Annotated in this window: 14 protein-coding genes and 1 pseudogene; 11 read left to right on the forward strand and 4 right to left on the reverse strand. The window is 56.2% G+C overall.

Translation table 11 applies throughout. The features are described from left to right. Positions 1-6 precede the first annotated feature (6 nt). The 7 genes from pyk to I6F12_RS12005 all read left to right on the forward strand — a co-directional run bounded on the left by pyk (position 7) and on the right by I6F12_RS12005 (position 8,990). Positions 7-1,419: a pyruvate kinase gene (gene pyk, locus I6F12_RS11975; protein ID WP_225156360.1), complete on the forward strand. Its 1,413-nt coding sequence runs from the start codon at positions 7-9 to the stop codon at positions 1,417-1,419. Positions 1,420-1,633: 214 nt separating this feature from the next. Beyond that, entirely contained in the window at positions 1,634-1,996 is a 363-nt protein-coding gene (locus I6F12_RS11980; protein WP_036008279.1) for an SgcJ/EcaC family oxidoreductase, read from the forward strand. A gap of 503 nt (positions 1,997-2,499) precedes the next feature. After that, a complete protein-coding gene (locus I6F12_RS11985; RefSeq protein ID WP_036008338.1) occupies positions 2,500-4,014 on the forward strand; it encodes an amidase in 1,515 nt (504 codons plus the stop codon). A gap of 218 nt (positions 4,015-4,232) precedes the next feature. Continuing rightward, entirely contained in the window at positions 4,233-5,408 is a 1,176-nt protein-coding gene (locus I6F12_RS11990) for a sugar ABC transporter substrate-binding protein (protein WP_036008276.1), read from the forward strand. A 69-nt stretch (positions 5,409-5,477) separates the two neighbouring features. Beyond that, the gene (locus tag I6F12_RS11995) at positions 5,478-6,440 is read left to right on the forward strand and encodes an ABC transporter permease (RefSeq protein ID WP_225125245.1); all 963 of its coding nucleotides are present in this window, start codon (positions 5,478-5,480) and stop codon (positions 6,438-6,440) included. After that, complete coding sequence (locus tag I6F12_RS12000) at positions 6,437-7,978, forward strand: sugar ABC transporter ATP-binding protein (RefSeq protein WP_225125247.1); 1,542 nt, start codon at positions 6,437-6,439, stop codon at positions 7,976-7,978. The genes I6F12_RS11995 and I6F12_RS12000 overlap by 4 nt, the downstream gene beginning before the upstream one ends. Before the next feature lie 40 nt (positions 7,979-8,018). Further along, a complete protein-coding gene (locus I6F12_RS12005) occupies positions 8,019-8,990 on the forward strand; it encodes an ABC transporter permease (protein ID WP_225125249.1) in 972 nt (323 codons plus the stop codon). Positions 8,991-9,214: 224 nt separating this feature from the next. Here the strand turns inward: I6F12_RS12005 and I6F12_RS12010 are convergent, their stop codons facing one another. Next, positions 9,215-9,937 carry an LrgB family protein gene (locus I6F12_RS12010; protein ID WP_225156362.1) on the reverse strand — a complete coding sequence of 241 codons (723 nt, stop codon included), beginning with the start codon at positions 9,935-9,937 and terminating at the stop codon, positions 9,215-9,217. Beyond that, positions 9,934-10,317: a CidA/LrgA family protein gene (locus I6F12_RS12015; protein ID WP_225125261.1), complete on the reverse strand. Its 384-nt coding sequence runs from the start codon at positions 10,315-10,317 to the stop codon at positions 9,934-9,936. Before I6F12_RS12015 ends, I6F12_RS12010 begins: the two co-directional genes overlap by 4 nt. A 1,019-nt stretch (positions 10,318-11,336) precedes the next feature. On the opposite strand from I6F12_RS12015, the pseudogene I6F12_RS12020 reads away from it, so the two are divergent. From I6F12_RS12020 to I6F12_RS12030, 3 genes and pseudogenes are all read left to right on the forward strand, one after another. Next, positions 11,337-11,779 (forward strand): annotated as a pseudogene (locus tag I6F12_RS12020) (biotin synthase); the annotation flags it as partial. Between the two features lie 188 nt (positions 11,780-11,967). Then, a complete protein-coding gene (locus I6F12_RS37160; RefSeq protein WP_249782408.1) occupies positions 11,968-12,360 on the forward strand; it encodes a hypothetical protein in 393 nt (130 codons plus the stop codon). Between the two features lie 57 nt (positions 12,361-12,417). Next, complete coding sequence (locus I6F12_RS12030) at positions 12,418-12,897, forward strand: acyl-CoA dehydrogenase family protein (RefSeq protein ID WP_225156364.1); 480 nt, start codon at positions 12,418-12,420, stop codon at positions 12,895-12,897. Positions 12,898-13,257: 360 nt separating this feature from the next. Here I6F12_RS12030 and I6F12_RS12035 read toward each other — a convergent pair whose 3' ends face one another. After that, on the reverse strand, positions 13,258-14,127 hold the full coding sequence (locus tag I6F12_RS12035) for a hypothetical protein (RefSeq protein ID WP_225133349.1): 870 nt from the start codon (positions 14,125-14,127) through the stop codon (positions 13,258-13,260). A 184-nt stretch (positions 14,128-14,311) separates the two neighbouring features. Here I6F12_RS12035 and I6F12_RS12040 point away from each other — a divergent pair, with 184 nt between their 5' ends. Next, positions 14,312-16,948, forward strand: a complete 2,637-nt coding sequence (locus I6F12_RS12040; protein ID WP_225156366.1) for an EAL domain-containing protein — start codon at positions 14,312-14,314, stop codon at positions 16,946-16,948. Between the two features lie 18 nt (positions 16,949-16,966). Here I6F12_RS12040 and I6F12_RS12045 read toward each other — a convergent pair whose 3' ends face one another. After that, positions 16,967-17,947 carry a DMT family transporter gene (locus I6F12_RS12045; RefSeq protein ID WP_225133347.1) on the reverse strand — a complete coding sequence of 327 codons (981 nt, stop codon included), beginning with the start codon at positions 17,945-17,947 and terminating at the stop codon, positions 16,967-16,969. Positions 17,948-18,924 lie beyond the last annotated feature (977 nt).

Raw genomic sequence — 18,924 nt, forward strand, 5'->3', positions numbered from 1 at the left:
TCCAAGATGCGTCGCTCTCGCTTTGCCAAAATTGTCGCAACGGTGGGGCCGGCGACGGCCGCACCCGAGATGATCCGCTCTCTTTATTTTTCAGGTGCGGACACGTTCCGGCTCAATTTCAGTCACGGATCGCATGATGACCATGCGGGGGTTCTTGCGTCGATCCGGCGGCTTGAACACGAGGTCGGCACGCCAATCGGCGTGCTGCAGGATTTGCAAGGACCGAAGCTTCGCATCGGCTCATTAGATAGCGGCAAGCTGATGCTGAATGCGGGCGAAACGGTCCGCTTTTCGCTCGACGGAGGAGGGGACGGAAAACAATCCATTCCCCTGCCTCATCCCGAAATCTTCGCAGCCGTCCATCCCGGCCAGGACGTCCTGATCGATGACGGCCGAGTACGTCTAAGTGTTGTTAGTCCCGGCGACAAGGAGATCGTCGCGAGAGTTGTCGTGGGCGGCGTGATCCGTGACCACAAAGGGGTAAACCTCCCAGGTGCACTCCTTGATATATCCCCCTTGACCCATAAGGATCGCACCGACTTAGCCTTCGGCCTTGAACTTGGCGTCGACTGGGTCGCTCTGTCGTTCGTTCAAAGACCATCGGACCTCCTCGAAGCACGTTCCCTGATCGGTGAAGCTGCAGGTCTGATAGCCAAGATCGAGACGCCCATGGCGCTCGAATGTATCGGCGATATCATTGCCCTGTCGGACGGCATTATGGTCGCGCGCGGCGATCTTGGTGTTGAGATCCCGCTCGAGGAGGTGCCTCCGCGACAGAAGGAGCTCGTTCGCGCCTGTCGGCTTGCCGCCAAGCCCGTGATCGTCGCAACGCAGATGCTGGATTCGATGACGGCTATGCCGACGCCAACGCGCGCGGAAGCGTCCGATGTCGCGACCGCCATCTACGATGGTGCCGACGCTGTCATGCTTTCTGCTGAATCGGCGAGCGGAGCCTATCCGATCGAGGCGGTTACCATGATGGACAGAATCATCAAAAGCACCGAGCGGCATCATCTCTATCGGTCGCTTCTCGACGCCTCGCAGGTCGGTGAGGAAATCACGCCTCCTCATGCGGTTGCGGCCGCGGGCGCGGATCTGGCCGCCGCGATTGATGCGAGAGCGATCATCGGGTTCACCGCAAGCGGGACCACCGCCGCTCGTATCGCGCGTAGAAGGCCGCTGGTCCCGATTCTCGCTCTTACGCCAGACGAGAGGGTCGCGGGGCGCATGAGCTTGCTGTGGGGGGTACACAGCATTGTTGCAGCCGACCCCTCCAGCTCCGATGACATCACGCAAATAGCGGCCGCGACGGCGCGCAAGGAAGGCTACGCCGAGCCGGGTGATTTAGCGATCGTGATCTCCGGAGTGCCATTTGGACTGAGGGGCGCGACCAACAATCTCCGTGTTGCGGCTTGCTAAGGTCACGTAATGCGATCCGCCGGCAGGCCGGCTTGTCTGCTTCCTCCCTAGACTAAGCCGCTGTTGGAGAAATCCAGCAGCGGCGATCTTTTGAGGCGGCAATCTCAATTGTCGATCGCCAGGAAGTGTCAAAAGCGACTCATCTCGTGTTTTACAGTATTCCAGCAAGATGTCTTCGTCATTTAAGTGGGTATCTAATTTTAATCGAGACGATATGATGCCGGACGTGCGCGCGTTCCTGGTGCTCTGGGCGCAAGCCTTCAACGCTCACGACGTCGACAAGCTGGCGGCCTTGTACGCACGTGACGCGCTACTGTACGGTACATCGAGCTCGAAGCTCTATTCGGGTGCTGAAGAGATTCGAACCTATTTCCGTCGGACGCATACAGTGGAATTTGAAGCTTGGCGTTCTGCGAGATTGGCCGCCAACCTCGTTCTGGTGGTGGGCAATTATGTCTTTTCCCAATCTTCCACGGATCACATAGCGGCGACACCGGCTCGTTTCACCTTCGTGCTGAGCCACAAAGACGATGCGTGGCAGATCTTGCATCATCATTCGTCCGCAGCCCCTGACTAGTCGATCTGTAAAATTTGCCCGCGACGAGGATGTGTTCGAACAACACATCCAATCCGCTTTGCGTCATCTCGCCTCGCTTGACGTGCGGGAGTGAACCTCCAGGCAGCAACTTTGGACTCTGCATCAGGGCTACCGCAATCCACGGCTCTTGAGCGAGCGTGGTTGGCTACCTGTCGCGGTGATCTTGGATCGCTTCTATTCCGACAGCTTCTGGATTGTAAACGCGAGAGCCAAATCTCGGTGCCACCAGTTCGCTGTGTTAGTACACAAATGATCTATTCCCCGGTAGGACTAATGATTGTCGCGCTGAATGCGCATTATTCCCGCATAAATTGCTTCTTTTTTCGGCGATTTTTGTAGGATGAATTACTCAAAATTACCCAGTTCTGAGCGCGGGCTCGGTGACTCGGCTGCACCAAGCATATTTTCTTGAAATGTTAGTGACGAGCCACCGCAGAGCGGCCTCACACATACGAATAGCCCACCTCGAGGAGGAAAGCCCAGTGTCAATCGTCCCGCCTACACCAGCGCAGTTGCGAGATGTCGCAGGGCAATGCGGTCTTTCACTTTCCGATGAAGACCTTGTCTCCTTCCGCGGCCTTATCAAGGGGGCGCTTGAAGCCTACAACTATGTCGACGCCGTTCCCGACGAATTGCCTGCGGTGAAGTATCCTCGCACGCCGGGATATCAGCCGAGAGCCGAGGAGAACCCGCACAACGCCTGGTATCGAAAGACGAGGGTGCTGGGGGCGCCTAGTGGGAAGCTCAAGGGAAAGACAGTCGCGCTGAAAGACAACATCATGCTCGCCGGGGTGCCCATGATGAACGGCTCGGCGACGCTCGAAGGATTTGTTCCTGATATCGATGCGACCATTGTCAGTCGGATGTTGGACGCGGGCGCCGAAATTGCAGGCAAAGTCCACTGCGAATGCTTTTGCACATCCGGCGGCAGCCATACCGGTGCGCTCGGACCCGTGCACAATCCTCACAAGATGGGCTACTCCGCAGGAGGCTCGTCTTCGGGCTCCGGGGTTGTCGTTGCCCTTGGCGAAGTCGATATGGCGATCGGCGGCGATCAGGGCGGTTCAATACGCATGCCCTCGTCCTTTTGCGGAATCTACGGCATGAAGCCGACTTGGGGCTTGGTCCCCTATACCGGCATCATGCCCAATGAAATGACGCTGGATCACACCGGTCCGATGACCGCAACAGTCGCCGACAACGCATTGTTGCTTGAAGTGATTGCTGGAGACGACGGTTACGATCCGCGCATCAAGGCGCCGAAGGTCGAAGACTACACCAAAGCGCTCGGCCAAAGTATCAGTGGATTGAAGATCGGCGTTCTGAAGGAGGGCTTTGAGCAACCCGGAGCGGAGGCGACTGTCAACAGAAGCGTTCGTGAAGCGGCCAAGCGCTTCAAAGATCTCGGCGCCTCGGTAGAGACAGTGTCAGTGCCGATGCACCTCCAGGGAGCCGCAATTTGGACGCCGATCGGTACCGAGGGCGCGACACAGACCATGATGTTCGGCGACGGCTATGGTACCAGCCGATCGGACCTCTTTTCACTGTCGCTCATGGACTTTCATCGCGGCTGGCGGCGGAAAGCGAATTCCCTGTCCGAGCAGGCGAAGCTGTTCCTGATGCTCGGCACATTCATCAATAACAATTATGGGCCGCGATTCTACGGCAAGGCGGTCAACATATCTCGCCGCCTGAGGGCGGCATACGACAACACGCTTAAGGATTACGATCTTCTTCTAATGCCAACGACGCCGATGAAGGCGACCCAGCTTCCTCCGCAGGATGTCAGCCGAGAGGACTATATCGCGCGCGCGACTGAGATGTTCACCAATACCGCTCCGTTCAACTTCACGCACCATCCCGCTATGTCGCTGCCCTGCGGAATGGTGGATGGCCTGCCAGTGGGTTTGATGCTTGTTGGTCGTCACTTCGAGGAGACGACCATCTATAGGGCGGCGCATGCGTTCGAGCAGATTGGCGACTGGAAACAAATGTAGAAGCAATGGGACGGGTGACGCCGAAGCTGTCCCGCCATGATCAATACCACAACCTTAGATGTGACGAGGGAAAGTCGCGCGTGCGAGCACGCGGCGTAAGAGATGACTCGTCAATTTTCTCACGCCAAACGCGATATCGAGAGATGACGGCGCCTGCACGCGGATTGCGGACTCTTTGAGAGACGATCGAGGTTTGAAACGAGTAGAGGAGGGAACTAATGCGCAACTTGTCTGCCTACGTTTTTGCAACAGCCGCTCTGTTGGCGTCGTTTACAGCCGCAAGGGCCGAGGATGTCCTGTCCGAGGTCTCCACGCTGGAGAACGAGTATTTCAACAACTGGTCGCAAGGTGCCGAGCAGGCGGCGAAAGCGCTCGGTTTGAATTACCGCATCCTTTCGGGAAAGGGTGATGCCGCCAAGCAAATCGAAATCTACGAAGCTCAGTTCGCGGCGGGCGTCAAAATTACATTCGGCGAGAATCTGGTCGCTGCAAACATCAAGCCCATCGTCGAGATGGCGAAAAAGGCAGGAGCAGTGCACGTTGCTGTCTGGGAATCTCTGCCGGGCTTTCATCCTTTGGACGGTGGGACCGACAACTATGCCTTCGCGACCTTCTTCACGCCGGACGACGTCGACAACAGCTATAGAATAGCAAAGCTGCTTTTCGACAAGATCGGCGGAAAAGGCAACGTCGTTCATATCACAGGCTTTCCCGGGGTCGATGCGGACATCGCCAGAACCGCAGGCTTCGAAAAGGCCCTCGCTGGATACCCGAACATCAAGGTCGTCGCCCGCCAGCCAGGAAAATGGAACCAGGTCGACTCCCGCAAGGTCATGGAAGACCTGCTGGTGGCACATTCCAAGATCGATGCGGTATTCGGTCAGAACGACTCGATCGCACTCGGAGCCATGCAGGCCGTTGAAGATGCTGGTATGCACATCCCGATCACAGGGCTTGACGGCAACGGCGAAACCCTGAAGCTGGTGAAGGAGGGCCGAATTCTTGCTACCATGGGCTTTACGCCACAGTGGCAGGCCGGTTTCGCACTTGTGCGGGCGTACGACGCCTCCAAGGGGTTCAAGCCGAGTCCGTGCGAACGCATGATGTACACGGGGGCGACGCTGATTACGGCTGCGAATGTCGACAAGTATCAGGCGTTTCTTGCAGGGGAAAAGCTGCCCTTCGACTGGAAGAAAATGTCGCGCGCGCTCCATCCCAACGATTGGGACCCTCAAAACTACGTCTGGCCGATCGACGTGAAGACCTATTGGGGAAGCCGTATGCCCGCCGGTTACAACCTTCCGAAGCCATATCAGGAAGCCTTCGACGCGGGTTGTGTGGGGAAGCTGACGGCGGAGTATAAGGACCACTACAAGCAGCGAATTCCCGAGTAAAATGACGCCTGGATGCCTCCCTTCTCGAGGGAGGCATCCCTCCAAGAAAATGCTCAATCGGATCGCAAAATGTTGCAGGCATGGCAGGTCGGGCGTGGGGATGGCGAGCTAGCGCGGCGCATCGTAACCATTTCGGTGTTTGCTGTCGCATGCGCGGCCATCGGCTTGGCGGCCCCCTCATTTTTGACCGTGGGAAACCTGAGGGCGATTGAGTTATCCAGTTCTGTCCTCTTGGTTGCATCGGTCGGTGCGACTTTCGTCATTTTGATGGGCTCCATTGACCTTTCGATCGGAGCGATCGCGAGCTTCTGTGGCATGCTGGTTGCGCGGATGGCGCCGGACTTCGGTTTCTGGTCAATTCCCATTGTTTGTCTGGTGGGCCTGTCCTGTGGTGTGATCAACGGGCTCGTCTACGTCTACCTCAGGATCCCCTCCATCCTGGTGACGCTTGCAACCGCAACCACTCTCTCGGGTGCCGTCCTCTTTGTCTCTGATGGCCGTTCGCTGACGGTATCTGATGCCGCCGTGATCGACATCGCTCAGGGCGCATGGCTGAATGTGATTCCCAATGCGGTCCTGATTTCCCTCGTCATCTATATGGCTGCAGTCGTTCTAGGGGCGCGCACTCGGTTTGGCCGTATGACGCTTGCACTTGGAAGTGACGAGCAAACAGCCGCTCTTGTTGGAGTGAAGGTCAATACGATCAAAATACAGGCGTTTGCGTTGTCCGGCCTCCTGGGGGGTTTTGCCGGAGCGTTATTGGCCGCGCGTCTTGGATCCGCCACAGCGACAATGGGCAGCTTCATGACTCTGGACACCATTACCGCGGTGGTCGTCGGCGGTACTGCGATTACCGGAGGATTCGGCAACGTGCGCCTGACGATTCTTGGGGTGCTTTTCACGACGACTCTTTCGAATGGTCTGAACACGCTTGCGCTCGCGCCTCATCTGCAGGCGATCATCCAGGGGGTCGTCATACTGTTCGCTGTTCTCCTCAACACGAAGCGTGTGAGCGCGGAGGACGTGAGATGATGGCAGTACGCAATCCAATCTTCGCGATGCGAGGCGGATCCAAGAGCTTTAACGGCATTTGGGTCGTGGAAGGAGTTGATCTTCAGATTTTTCCAAACGAGATTGTCGGCATCGCAGGTGAAAATGGGGCGGGAAAATCCACGACCCTCAAAATGATCGCTGGCATCCATCCCCCGAATGGGGGCGAGATGGAGTTATTCGGTAAACCGTTCAAGCCCCTCCGTTACACCCAGGCCGTCGAGGCCGGGATCTCGATGGTGTTCCAGGAGCAGGCCCTTATTCCCAGCCTTTCCGTCTATGAAAATATCTTTCTGTCGCTCGAAGTCAATTTTACCAACCGGCTGGCCCTCGTTGATCGAAAAGCGATGATTGCCTACAGCGAACGGCATCTGAAAGACTTGGGTCTTGCGCACATCGACCCACGTCGGCGGACGAGTGACTACGCCTTCCACGACCGGCAGATGATCGAGATTGCCAAAGCCTTTGCATTGGCTGAGTACTTCCACATTGACCACCCTATCATCCTGCTTGACGAACCGACCGCGGCCATCGGTGAGCGCGAAGTCAGGCTTCTCTTCGACTCGATCCGCCAATTCCGTGCGCGCGCATCCTTCGTTCTTATCACTCACAGGCTTTCCGAATACATAGAGCTGTGCGATCGCATCTATGTCTTCAAAGATGGTCGAAACGTGGGTGAGTTTGCCGGAGAACGGATTTCCGAGCAGAACCTGCACATGGCGATGGTGGGGCGAATCCGGGATGAGGAGTACTTCAAGGAAAAGCGCCAGCTGGACGTCACCGAAGCGCCGATTGTGATTTCGGCGAATGGGCTTGAGGGCGATAACGTCAGGAACGTCAGTTTCGATGTTCGAAAAGGCGAGATCGTCGGACTTGGCGGACTGGTTGGATGCGGCAAAGAGGCCGTTGGAAGGGCAGTTGTCGGATTTGATCCGTTTCCGGCAGCCGGCACCGTCGAGGTGAACGGAAAAGTCCTGCCCCTTCGGAGGCGTGGCAAGGCCGCCATCGCAAATGGCGTAGGCTTCGTCCCCAAGGAACGAAAGACCGAAGGCATCGTACCTTACATGTCAGTCGAAGCGAACATTTCTCTGGCTTCGCTGCCCCTCGTCTCCCGGCTGACTGGAATCATATCGGCAGCGCGAGAACGGTCTTTAGCGCAGAAGCACGTCAATGGCTTACGGATTCGATGCAGCGGGCCGACGCAACTCTGCCAATTCCTCTCTGGCGGAAACCAGCAGAAGGTCGTGCTGGCAAAATGGCTGGCGCGAGGGGTACAGGTTCTGGTGCTCGACAATCCTACCCGTGGTGTTGATGTCGGCGCAAAAGAGGAGATCTACGGTGTCCTCAGGGATCTGACGGATCAGGGAGCAGCCATTCTTCTGATATCGGACGATCTGCTCGAGCTCATCGGTCTGTCAAACCGGATTCTGGTGATGCGCGATGGCGAGATCCAGTTCGAGCGGGACGCGCCTGCCAATGATAAACCGACGGAGCAGGAACTTGTCAGGCACATGGTCTGAGACAAAGGCGCGTAGATCGAGATTGCGACTCGAGGCTACAATGGAGATCGCGAGGCAGTTTGTTCAGCGTCACCGCGCGATCATAAATCCAGGTGGCCCCGCGCTTCTGCTGCTGACGATGGTCATCGTTTTCACAGCCATCAATCCTCGCTTCCTGAGCTGGATAAACCTTTTCAATCTGATGAGACAGTCCTCCATCCTGCTCATCGTGGCGACCGGCATCACCTTTGTCATTCTCACGGGAGCAATCGACCTTTCCGTCGGCGCGATCGTGACCTTCGTGGCAATCTCCTCGGCAGTTCTGATCCGGGATTTCGGGTTCAGCGCCGCTGCGATCCTGTTTGCTGCTTCCGTCATCGGGGCGCTTTGCGGCCTTTTCAACGCCATTTTGGTGCTGCGCCTGCGGATCCCGTCCTTTGTCGCCACCCTCAGCACCATGACCATCATTGGGGGCATTTCCACCTGGATCAGTGGCGGAGTGAACGTGTTTTTTCGCAGTCCGGATCTCACATGGGTCGCATCCGGTGCAATGATCGGGCGCATTCCAAACTCGGGAATTCTGGCGCTTCTGATATTTGCGGTCGCCTCTTTTATCGGTGCGAGAAGCCATTTCGGGCGATCTCTGTTTGCAATTGGAGGGGGAGGAGTGACGGCTCGGCTTTCGGGCATCGATGTTCTTCGCACGAAAGCAATCGCGTTCGTCGCATCCGGAATGCTCTGCGGAATTGCAGGCTTGTTGCTTGTCGCGCGAACCTCGACCGGAACCGCCCGGATGGGGGATGACCTTTTGCTTCAGGCGATCGCAGCTGTGGTCATGGGCGGCACCGCTCTTTCAGGCGGTTCAGGAGGCGTGCATCGAACGCTAATCGGGGTGTTGGTGATTGCCGTTCTGCAAAATGGCTTAAACATCGCAGGGGTGCATACCTACATCCAGATCATGGTGACGGGCCTTATCGTCATCCTGGCCGTGACAGTCACGCTCGATCGATCACGGCTTGCCTTCATCAAGTAGACGGGATCTGTTCCGGTATTGAGCGAGTCAATTGGGCGGCTTCCTTGCACAGGCTTCCCTTTCAGGCTTTATCTTGTTTTATGGGAGTGCGAGTGGTGTCCGAACAGCGCCCATGGACATCTCGGAACGTAAACGAGGGCTATGAAGGTGCTACTGGCGAAGCGGTTCGTCTCTGGACATTCTTCGTCGATGCAGAGTCCAATAGCGGCGAGAGGTCTCGCGCATCATTTTATCAATACCGTTACTGCGAACGGCACCAGGAAGGATGTCACAAGGGCATTCAGGCCCATGCCAAGGCTTGAGAACACACCAGCGATCTCATCAACCTGGAAAGCGCGTGCGGTGCCGATGCCGTGCGCCGCGATGCCTGCGGCAAAGCCTCGAGCCCGAAAATCGATGATGCCTGTCCAGTTCATCAAGGGGGTCACGATGATGGCGCCCATGATACCAGTGAGAATGACTGCGACAGCAGTCACCGACGGATCCGCATGTAGCGTTTCGCTGATTCCCATTGCAACGCCGGCCGTGAGTGACTTTGGCGCAAGAGACAGGATAGTTTCGAGGGGAAGCCCGGCGGCCTCGGCAAGAAGGACCACAGATGTGACAGCTGTAACGGAGCCGGCAACCAGGGCGGTCAGCATCGGAACGATCGCGGCGGCGACCAGCTTGCGATTTTCATAGAGAGGCACGGCGAGCGCGACGGTTGCAGGCCCCAGCAGAAAATGTACGAACTGCGCACCAGCGAAGTAGGTTGTGTAGGAGGTACCCGTCAGAAGCAGAAACAAGCCGATGATCCACATCGCATGCAACACAGGGTTGCCGAGTGGATGACGGCGCGTTGCAACTGATACCGCGTCGGTTATTGCGTAGACCAGCAAAGTGATTGTCAGCCAAAGTAAGGGGGATTGCGACAGATAGACCCAGAGCGAAAACGGATCTTCCTTCATCGAGCGTCCTCTCGGCTTGTGAAGCGACTGACAATCTGGAACGTCAGCACGGTCGCGAGCAAGGTCACAGTCACCGACACCATAAGAATGCAAATGATGCCTATGCCATGCGCAGCGAGCAGATCAAGTTTCTGCACGACCCCAACGCCGGCTGGCACAAAAAGGAGCGACAGGTGAGTCAACAGTCCCTTGCTGACATTCTGCACGCTATTATCCCGAAACGGTCCTCGGGCCATCATCACGAAGCGGTCGCGGGCAAGCAGCATGATCAGCAAGAGGAGGAGACCAAGCACAGGCCCTGGCAACGGTAAGCTCAGACCTTGCACAATGACCTCGCCGATGAGTTGGCAGAGGAGGACAACAGTGAGACTCGCGATCATGAACGACCCTTACGATAAATCGCATCAAGTAGTTGAGGACCTGACGCATAATCCACAGCCTCCGGCAAAGCGCGATGCATCGTGGCCAAAGACGGAGCGACTCTAGTAATCAGTCCTTATCCTCGTCGGAATTATCGCGCACGCTCCTCTCCCTGTGAGAGAGCTTGCTAGGCAGGCAGCATTGCCTCGTCGATTTTCGATCGACGGTGACCGCAATACGTATTTCAAAAATCAGGAGTTCTCAAGTTTTCTGTGCATGGTTTGGCAAGCACAACTGGTGCTCATCTCGTGAGCCTCTGATCTCTCTATCTCCATTGTTTGGCCGTTGGTCAGAAAACGCACGATAATTGCAAATTGTGTCTCACATTTTTCGGATGCTGGGATCGAATTTTTTTAATTTGCTGGTTGGCAAGCCAAGTGTCCGGCCTCGATAGGTTGAAACCGTTATCTGCGTAGGCCGCGAGTTTCTCACGATCTTCGTCCGGTCGCCTCTCGAGGTCGCCTGGTCTATTTACTCAAGGTTACCCCGATGCTGCGTCGTGCCCCAATGACCCAGGCGAGTTCATTTGGAAGAATGGCGATTGGAAGCAGGACTTCACTCCGTATCTCGAACCGTTTGATGACGTTTCAATGCGCAAAGTCGAAGTCGAACCGCTCCGCAATGCGAGCGGAAAGAGGTCGGCAGTGTCAATGGGCGACCACGATTGAGATTCTGTTTTGTTGCTCGGCTCCGCTGGCAGACCGGCTCGTCTGCTTTCTCCCAAGACTTAGGCCGCTGTTGGAGAAATCCGGCAGCGGCATTTTTTGGAAGGCTGCCGGTTGTCTCATCCATTGATGCGCACCCAAGAAGGATGTCGCTGGATAGTTGTTGTCAAAGCAGGGCTCGCCGGATGGCTGCCACGCCCGTCAGGTGGTGCGGCACCAGCCCGTGGGGGTGCCTGAGGAGGGAGGCGCGGTGTAGTTGCGGACCGCGAACTTCTGGTACTGCCTGCACAACATCCATTCCCGTGATTGCATAGGACCGCATCGACACGCTGGACCGCGTGTCGCGCAGCCGGCATCAAGGTCTGCTGTAGCGGCATCATCGGAATGGGCGAGCAGGCTACCGACCGGCTCCGCATGCTAGTGCTGCTCGCCAACATGACCGTTCACCCGGAGAGTGTTTCCATCAATCTTTCGAATGAAGTCAAGGGGCGTCCCGGTCAACGTAACCGCGGAACGGCCGGATCCCATCGATGTGGTGCGCCTCGTTGCGGTGGCGCGCATCTTGATGCCACAAAGCGTGGTCCGGCTCTCTGCCGGACGTCAGTACATGACTGATGAATTGCAGGCACTCCGCTTCCTTGCCGGTGCCAACTCGATGTTTATCAGGGACGTGCTGCTGACCACGCCCAACCCGCAGCGCGACCGCGACGCCGAGCTGCTGGGACGGCCAAACCGACATGGATACTGGCGACGGTAGCCAGCTTGCTTCAAACACTAGCTTTGGCATTTTTGGCCAATCGACAACAGGGGCAGGCGACCGTCCTGAAGCTCGCGCTTAGCGATTTAACCGCCATATGCTGCTCAGCAATTTTCGGCTCCCGCTCGCGCAGGTAACTGAAAGGCCGCACGATAACGCATGGGGCTAGTACCGATTCTCTGTCTGAAATGATGTCTCAGCGCCTCAGCCGAGCCGAAGCCGGTCTCGACCGCGATACCCTCGATTGGGAGCTGCGTCGCCTCGAGGAGTTCGCGAGCCCGCGACACGCGTGCCTGCGTCAACCAATCACCGGGCGACATGCCGGTTGCCTCCTCGAGTCGCCGGATGAAAGTGCGGCGGCTCATTCCAGCGCGGGAAGCGAGGAGGTCGATCGCCAGGTCTTGATCCAAGTGGTGTTGCGCCCACGCAAATATGGATGCCAAGGCATTGCCGTCAACTTTGTGCCACTGGTCAACCCGGCATCGCTTGGCGCAACTTTGGCTGTCATGGAGGACACGGCGATCATCCGAGTAGCGACCTGCGAATTTCCCGATCATCGCGACAGCGCGACAGCGATGTGAAGCCGGCTGGAAAGTGAGCTCGCTAAGGCGCCGGTTGATCTGCTCGTCCTTCCCGAGTTGGCGGGCGTCGACATTTCTTGGAAAAGCCCAGTCTTCAGCGAGGTCGTTTGGCGTCAGGCCGTCACCACGCACGCCACGAATTTCGTGCACAAGGACCGAAACAAGAGCCTGTCGGACTATCAGGCGATCCGGCAGGAACTCGGTGCAGCCAAGGTGTTGGTCGAGACCTTGCGGCCGTGGCGCCTGGAACTCGCGGCAAGGCTGGATGAGCTCTGGCGAGCCGGCAAGCCGCAGAGCGAAATCCTCATTTCTCGGACCGAGTTCAAGGTGCATGCAGCCGAGGTTGCGAACAAGGTCGCGGCGGCGGCGCTCACGGTTACGGGAGGTTACGGCTATCACCGAGGACCCATCGAGCGCTCCTTCCGCGACGCACGGGCAGCCATAGCCATGGGACCCTCGAATGTGATTGCTCGCGACTGGATCGGCAAGGCGCTGGTCGGGCTGCCGCTCGAGCTGTTCTACGAGGGGGGAGAATAGACCGAAATTCGCCGGGCCGGCGGGGCGCTAGCCCTCGCTCGCTCCGGCCTCAGCGGCACGCGCTTCGACAGTGCGACTTCCTACCGTTCTGGAATCCTGCGCCACACGTGTGGGCTGCGCTATTGAAAGTGCATTTGGACGCCGGAGCCCACTGAGCAGCGAGAGTTCGCTTTCCCCGAAGAGTCCAAATCATCCTATGAGCAGATTGTCTGCGGAGACTTTGCCGCAGCTGTCTATCTTGCCCTCTGCAAGCCCGCTCTAGCCGCCCTTCTTAGCTAGACCCGGACAATATCCGCAAGGCGGCCCGTCCTCGGAAGAATAAATCTCAACAACGTAGCGCGGCATTTCCAACACGCGAGACTAACTTGCTCGCTGTTCGCAGGCGTCCGTATCTGGGAAGAGGAACCAGGGTTTGATGCTGATCCCTTTGCGAAGCGAATACATGTAGAAAATTGGAAGGTTTGGGGGGAAAAGCCCTCGAAATTCGCTTCCATTGAAGGTGATAAAGATTGAGTCAGGAAATGCACGTTCGACCGCGCGTTTTTCGATCATGTTCATCCGGTAATATTCTATTGCGCCCTCCTCACAACTTCCATTTCCACGATACCATTTCATCGCGCTGGCAAGCAGCCGCTGGAACGTCGGCTCCGGTACGATCTCATCGATTAAAGGACTTTTGCTATCCGCTTCTGCGGCCCTTGTGAGGTCGCCCAACCAACAGCTCTCGAAACCGCGTTCGCGGGCGCCATCCGCAACCTCATCAAAGTACTGGCGTATGTTCAGTGATGAATGTCCGTTCAATTCCGCATGGGTATCGGTGAAAATCAGCCTTAATGCCGCCCCCGGTGCATATGTTGTGCTGATTCGGCGGGTGAAGGCAGCCAAATAGTTGAGACATTCGAAGTCTGGCTTGTCGATGTTGGACCGCGGACCTTTGCCCCAATAGAGCACAAACGGAACGGGATTTCTGACCGCAATTGATTTGGAAATGCTCTGCAACATTGCAGCAGAGTTGTCAGGTTGCTCACGCTTAAAAGCCCAAGTATTAAAGGCTTGCAGGACCTTTTCTGGCGCAATCTCCTTGGCTCGAGGAGTGACAGGCACCGCAATTTCGCTTGATCGTTCAAATGCTCCGTCAACAGCTTTGTTGCCAAAGGGTTGCGAACAAGCCCTAAATTCAGTGTGGGCTAATGCGTCTTCTTTCGAACCAACCGTATCGCAACCCGACATATGAACTCCGAAAGAAGATCTTTTTATCGCGAGTTAATAATCGGTTATTTTTCTCAACGTCAACTCGGGAGAGAGGTGGCCCATCTATTAAGGTTAACCCCACGCTCCCGTGGCCGATCAATTAAGTTAAGTCGCCCGAAACATCCGACGAGTAAGCCCTGCCGATAGGGGGCCTGTTCTCGGCATGAATTTACAAATCCTAGAGTTGCCAAAGCTGATTGCTGAGCGTCGAAGCTCGGCAATTTTCGGCTTGGTGATCATCACCATGGTGTGGGCAGGAGTTGCTGTAAAATACTTCGGCGATGTTCGGGGGGACGAAAGAGAGGCGCATCGGGACGCTCGTAACTTTGCGCTAGTATTCGAAGAGAATGTTCTTCGATCAATCGGAGAAATTGATAAGGCGCTCTTATACCTGCGACGGAGCATTGAGACCCGGAGAAATTCGGTTAGTTTTAGCGCGATTGCCAACACGACCGACGTGCTGAGCGACATTATCGTCCAAGTCGCCATTATCGACGACAAGGGAATTATGCGCGCGTCGAACAGCGGTCCTCAACCCGCGCCTGCCCTTGATCTGAGCGATCGAGAGCACTTTAAGTTTCATTTGAACAACATCGCGGATCAGCTTTTTATCAGCAAGCCGGTGGTTGGCCGTGCCAGCGGAAAATGGTCCGTGCAATTCACGCGGCGCTTCGTGAATAGTGATCGGACGTTCGGCGGCGTCGTCGTGGCCTCGCTCAATCCGGGCCATTTGACGAAATTCTACAACAATATCAATTTTGGATCGGCGGCGGCGATCGCCCTGATCGGAAGTGATGGCGTGGTTCGTTCGAGTGGCGGGAGCGCGGTCGGTTACGCACTTGGGGACGATCTTAGCGGAACACAACTGCTCGACCAAATGGGAGCCGGGGTCGAAACTACATTTGAAAACATTGATCCCGCCAACAACGAAACGCGTTTCATTACTGTCCGCAAGGTCAAGGGCTATCCATTGTGGGTCAGCGTTAGCTTGAGCAAAAGCCAGATCATGGAAAGCTCTCGGAACGCCCTCAAGTTGAATTCGTTGGTGGGTACCGTACTTACCTTGCTGGTTCTCATTGCTCTTGAGCAGCTTCTACGGATAGACGCGAAGGCAAGGCAAAAAGCGAATCAACTTGACCTTACGCTCGAATATATGAATCAGGGAATTATGCTGGTTACCTATGATCAGCAGATTCCGATTATCAATCGTCGCTGCGGCGAGTTGCTCGATTTGCCCGTAGAGTTCATACAGAACCCACCAAGAGTCGATCAACTCGCCGAATACGAGACACCTACGGGCAAACTGACCGAGGCTTCTGTTCGGATCTTGGGAGATCTTGTCGCAGGAGAACTCGGCGTTAGCGAACGAACGATGCCGGATGGATCAATCATCGAGATTCGCAGGGAAAGTCTCCCCGATGGTGGATTCGTCCAAACCTTCACTGACGTCACGAAAAGATCGCGCGCTGAAGCAGATGCAGTCCGCCTTAGTTCCGAGGATTCACTGACCGGTCTCCCAAACCGGCGGATGTTCCGCTCCATGCTCGACCAGATGAGCCGCCGGCAACCATCGGCAGTAGACAACGGGCAGCCAGCGGCGGAATTCGCCGTCCTATTTCTTGACCTTGATCGTTTTAAAGCTATCAACGATACCCTTGGCCATCAGACCGGTGACTTGCTGCTGCAGGAGATGGCCCGGCGCTTAAAGAATACGCTCGGTGCAAATGAAGTGCTGGCACGGCTCGGCGGCGATGAATTCGCAGTTGTTGTACCGACGGTTGAGTCTCGACCAGCGATCGCGGACCTGGCGAATAGCATGATCGAGGCAGCACAGAAGCCCTTTGAGATCGGAGGTCACCGAATCCGTTCTGGCATCAGTGTAGGTATCGCCATTGGGCCGTGCGATGGAGTAAATTGCGACGACCTTCTGATTGCCGCCGATCTGGCACTATACGCGGTCAAAGCCCAAGGACGTGGCAGCTATAGATTCTATCATGCTGCAATGAACAGGGAGCTTAGGGAACGACGGCAGCTTGAGATCGATCTGCGCGAGGCGATCGAGCAAAATGAGATGGAGCTATATTATCAGCCCATCCTCAATTTGCGGAGCAACATCATAACCGGCTTCGAAGCCTTGGTGCGATGGCGCCATCCTGTCAATGGCATGGTACCGCCGACAACATTCATCGCGGTAGCGGAGGATACTGGACTCATTCAACCTCTTGGTGAATGGGCGCTGAGAGAGGCGTGCCGCTGCGCCGCGCACTGGCCGAACAATCTTAAGATAGCGGTCAATCTTTCCCCGATTCAGTTTTCAGCTTCCAATCTCTCCGAGGTCGTGAGACACGCCCTGGCGGCAACCGGACTTCAGCCGCATCGCCTTGAGCTTGAAATTACCGAGGGAGTATTCATGACCAATAATGAATCCACCCTATCTACTCTGCGTCAGTTGAAGCAACTCGGCGTCCGCATTTCGTTGGACGACTTCGGTACGGGGTATTCCTCTCTCAGTTATCTCCGTAGCTTCCCATTCGACAAAATCAAGATAGATAGGTCGTTTGTTTCTGACCTTGCTGAAGGCACTGAGCACGTTGTGATTGTGCAAGCCGTGGTGAGTATTGCTCGCGCTCTGGGAATGACGACGTTGGCAGAAGGCATCGAAACCGTCGGACAGTATGATTTTCTCGCGGCGCTCGATTGCGACGAAGGGCAAGGCTATCTGTTCAGTCCGCCTGTTCCAATAGCGACAGTTCCTGAAATGATTGCCAAATGGTCGCCCGGGCGCAAATTTGTCGCCTAGAGTTTGGGACCCGCTCGTTTACCCAGCGACTTTCTGAAGGCTGGATTTTCCAGTTTGTTCACCGAAGATCGGCTTCTTGGTTGGTCGCCGAGCCTCGTGCACGAGCAGGAACAGGCCCGATGCAACAACAATACCGGACCCGATCAGAAGAAAAAGCGTCGGCACGTCGCCCCAAACGAAAAATCCAATCGCAAGTGCCCAGACGAGGGTCAGGTAATAGAATGGCGAGACGGCGGCGGCCGGGGCTAGGTGGAGCGCTTGCGTCCAAAAATATTGTGCCGCGGCGTTTGTAACACCGCTCAGGGTCAACATGATTGCGTCAGCCGGCGCCGGCACCCGGAATCCAAACAGCAGTAAGAAGGAATGAAAGAAGGTTACCGTAAGCATCTGCCACATCAACAGCGTCTTTGCAGACTCAGTTGCGGTCATTCCGCGAACGGCAACCGTGACGCTGCCATACATAACCGCGTTTGCCAGCGCAAATAATGCGCCAATCTGCAACGAATCTGCACCTGGATTAACCACAACGATGACCCCCACGAATCCTGTTACCAGCGCGCTCCAACGCGCGATCCCGGCACGCTCCTTAAGCCAGACTAATGACAGCAAGGCCGCCCACAACGATGCAGAAAAATTGATCGCGATCGCGCCTGCAAGGGGCATCAGACTAACGGCGATGACAGTGAACGTCTGCGAGATCGACTGCGACAGCCCGCGCGCAAGGTGGGCGCGGGGCCGCCGAGTGTTAAAGACTGACATGCCCGTTGCCGGGAGGATCAATGCGGCGCAGAGGACAAACGCAGAAACGGAGCGAAAGAACATAACTTCGCCAACAGGATAGAGAGCGGCTTGCCATTTCGATAGTGCGCTCGATAGTGCGAACATCACGCTCGCGGCGATCATGCAATATATTCCGCGAACAACGTCATCCTTCCGTGAGCCGGGAATGGCCATCGGGTTCTGTGGATGGCCGACGGTGTCCGTAAGATCGCTCATCATGCGTTTCCATGAAATTGGAAGATTGCGTCAGCGTTGGCCGCGCCACTATCGCTTGCGAGCCACTAGCAAGACTTAGTCTCGCTTAGCTTAAGTATTAAGAAAGCGTTATGGGTAACAGAAACAATTCTTGGTTAATTTTTGAAACATGGCGGGGTCCAATTGCAGAACAGCCCAGCCAAACACGCCCTTGCCTGGCCGCGTGCCCCAGGTAATTGCCGAGCAAATACCTAAAAGTGTTCTTTTTCTTCCAACCAAATCTGGAGCCATTCAGGATAGGTTGCCGAAATCGAAATCAGAATTGGGTGGGAGCGAAAGACGTGAAAGTTGGGCCTAACGACCCGCCTTCTGGCAACGGATGTAAAAGTCTCGTCTCTTCACCCTTGATATGCTTGGACGGAACGTGGTGGGCAATCGATGTCAACGATCCAGATCTAGAAGTTTATTTGAAGCGGTCGGCTCGCTGCGGCCTTGTGCCGGCAGCTCTGCGTGAACGGAAGACCATTAGTGGACCCGAACTGCCGCGCAAGGGGCGCCAGCGTCGATCGGCTCAAGACCGCGATGGTAGAGGAGCAGAACCACGATGCGGCCGAGATCGTGCAACAGGCGTTGATGCCGACCGTCGCCGCGCACCAGGCGAGCGCGGCGAACAGTCGCGGTAGGCCCTTATAGAGCATGGAACGATTGTCGCGGCAGGGCTTATTTGCCGAACCTGAGGTGAGCCGGTAGGACGCCGCCCACCCTTCCGGCCTCTGGCTCAAATGGCCTTTTTAACTGTGGCACGCATCGCGAGTCACGCGCCTTGGTCTACTCGACGAGGTTCAGAAGTCGCGCAACGCCAGCGGTTGAAGCGGGTTGATGACATTGATGCTACTATTCGTACCCAAAGCAGCGCGCAAATTATCATCGTGAAAGTGGTTCGTTATTTGCGGGATGCCCTGCTGCGGCAGGGCGGTGCCTTCGGGGCTCCGATGTACCTA

This window comes from Bradyrhizobium sp. IC4059, from assembly GCF_020193615.1.
Taxonomy (GTDB): Bacteria; Pseudomonadota; Alphaproteobacteria; order Rhizobiales; family Xanthobacteraceae; genus Bradyrhizobium; species Bradyrhizobium yuanmingense.

Coding starts and splice junctions, on each gene's coding strand:
- I6F12_RS11995 (WP_225125245.1), top strand. CDS start 5,478: ATGTTGCAGGCATGGCAGGTCGGGCGTGGGGATGGCGAGCTAGCGCGG.
- I6F12_RS12040 (WP_225156366.1), top strand. CDS start 14,312: ATGAATTTACAAATCCTAGAGTTGCCAAAGCTGATTGCTGAGCGTCGA.
- pyk (WP_225156360.1), top strand. CDS start 7: ATGCGTCGCTCTCGCTTTGCCAAAATTGTCGCAACGGTGGGGCCGGCG.
- I6F12_RS12015 (WP_225125261.1), bottom strand. CDS start 10,317: ATGATCGCGAGTCTCACTGTTGTCCTCCTCTGCCAACTCATCGGCGAG.
- I6F12_RS12010 (WP_225156362.1), bottom strand. CDS start 9,937: ATGAAGGAAGATCCGTTTTCGCTCTGGGTCTATCTGTCGCAATCCCCC.
- I6F12_RS12045 (WP_225133347.1), bottom strand. CDS start 17,947: ATGATGAGCGATCTTACGGACACCGTCGGCCATCCACAGAACCCGATG.
- I6F12_RS12005 (WP_225125249.1), top strand. CDS start 8,019: ATGGAGATCGCGAGGCAGTTTGTTCAGCGTCACCGCGCGATCATAAAT.
- I6F12_RS12000 (WP_225125247.1), top strand. CDS start 6,437: ATGATGGCAGTACGCAATCCAATCTTCGCGATGCGAGGCGGATCCAAG.
- I6F12_RS37160 (WP_249782408.1), top strand. CDS start 11,968: ATGATGTCTCAGCGCCTCAGCCGAGCCGAAGCCGGTCTCGACCGCGAT.
- I6F12_RS11980 (WP_036008279.1), top strand. CDS start 1,634: ATGATGCCGGACGTGCGCGCGTTCCTGGTGCTCTGGGCGCAAGCCTTC.
- I6F12_RS12035 (WP_225133349.1), bottom strand. CDS start 14,127: ATGTCGGGTTGCGATACGGTTGGTTCGAAAGAAGACGCATTAGCCCAC.
- I6F12_RS11990 (WP_036008276.1), top strand. CDS start 4,233: ATGCGCAACTTGTCTGCCTACGTTTTTGCAACAGCCGCTCTGTTGGCG.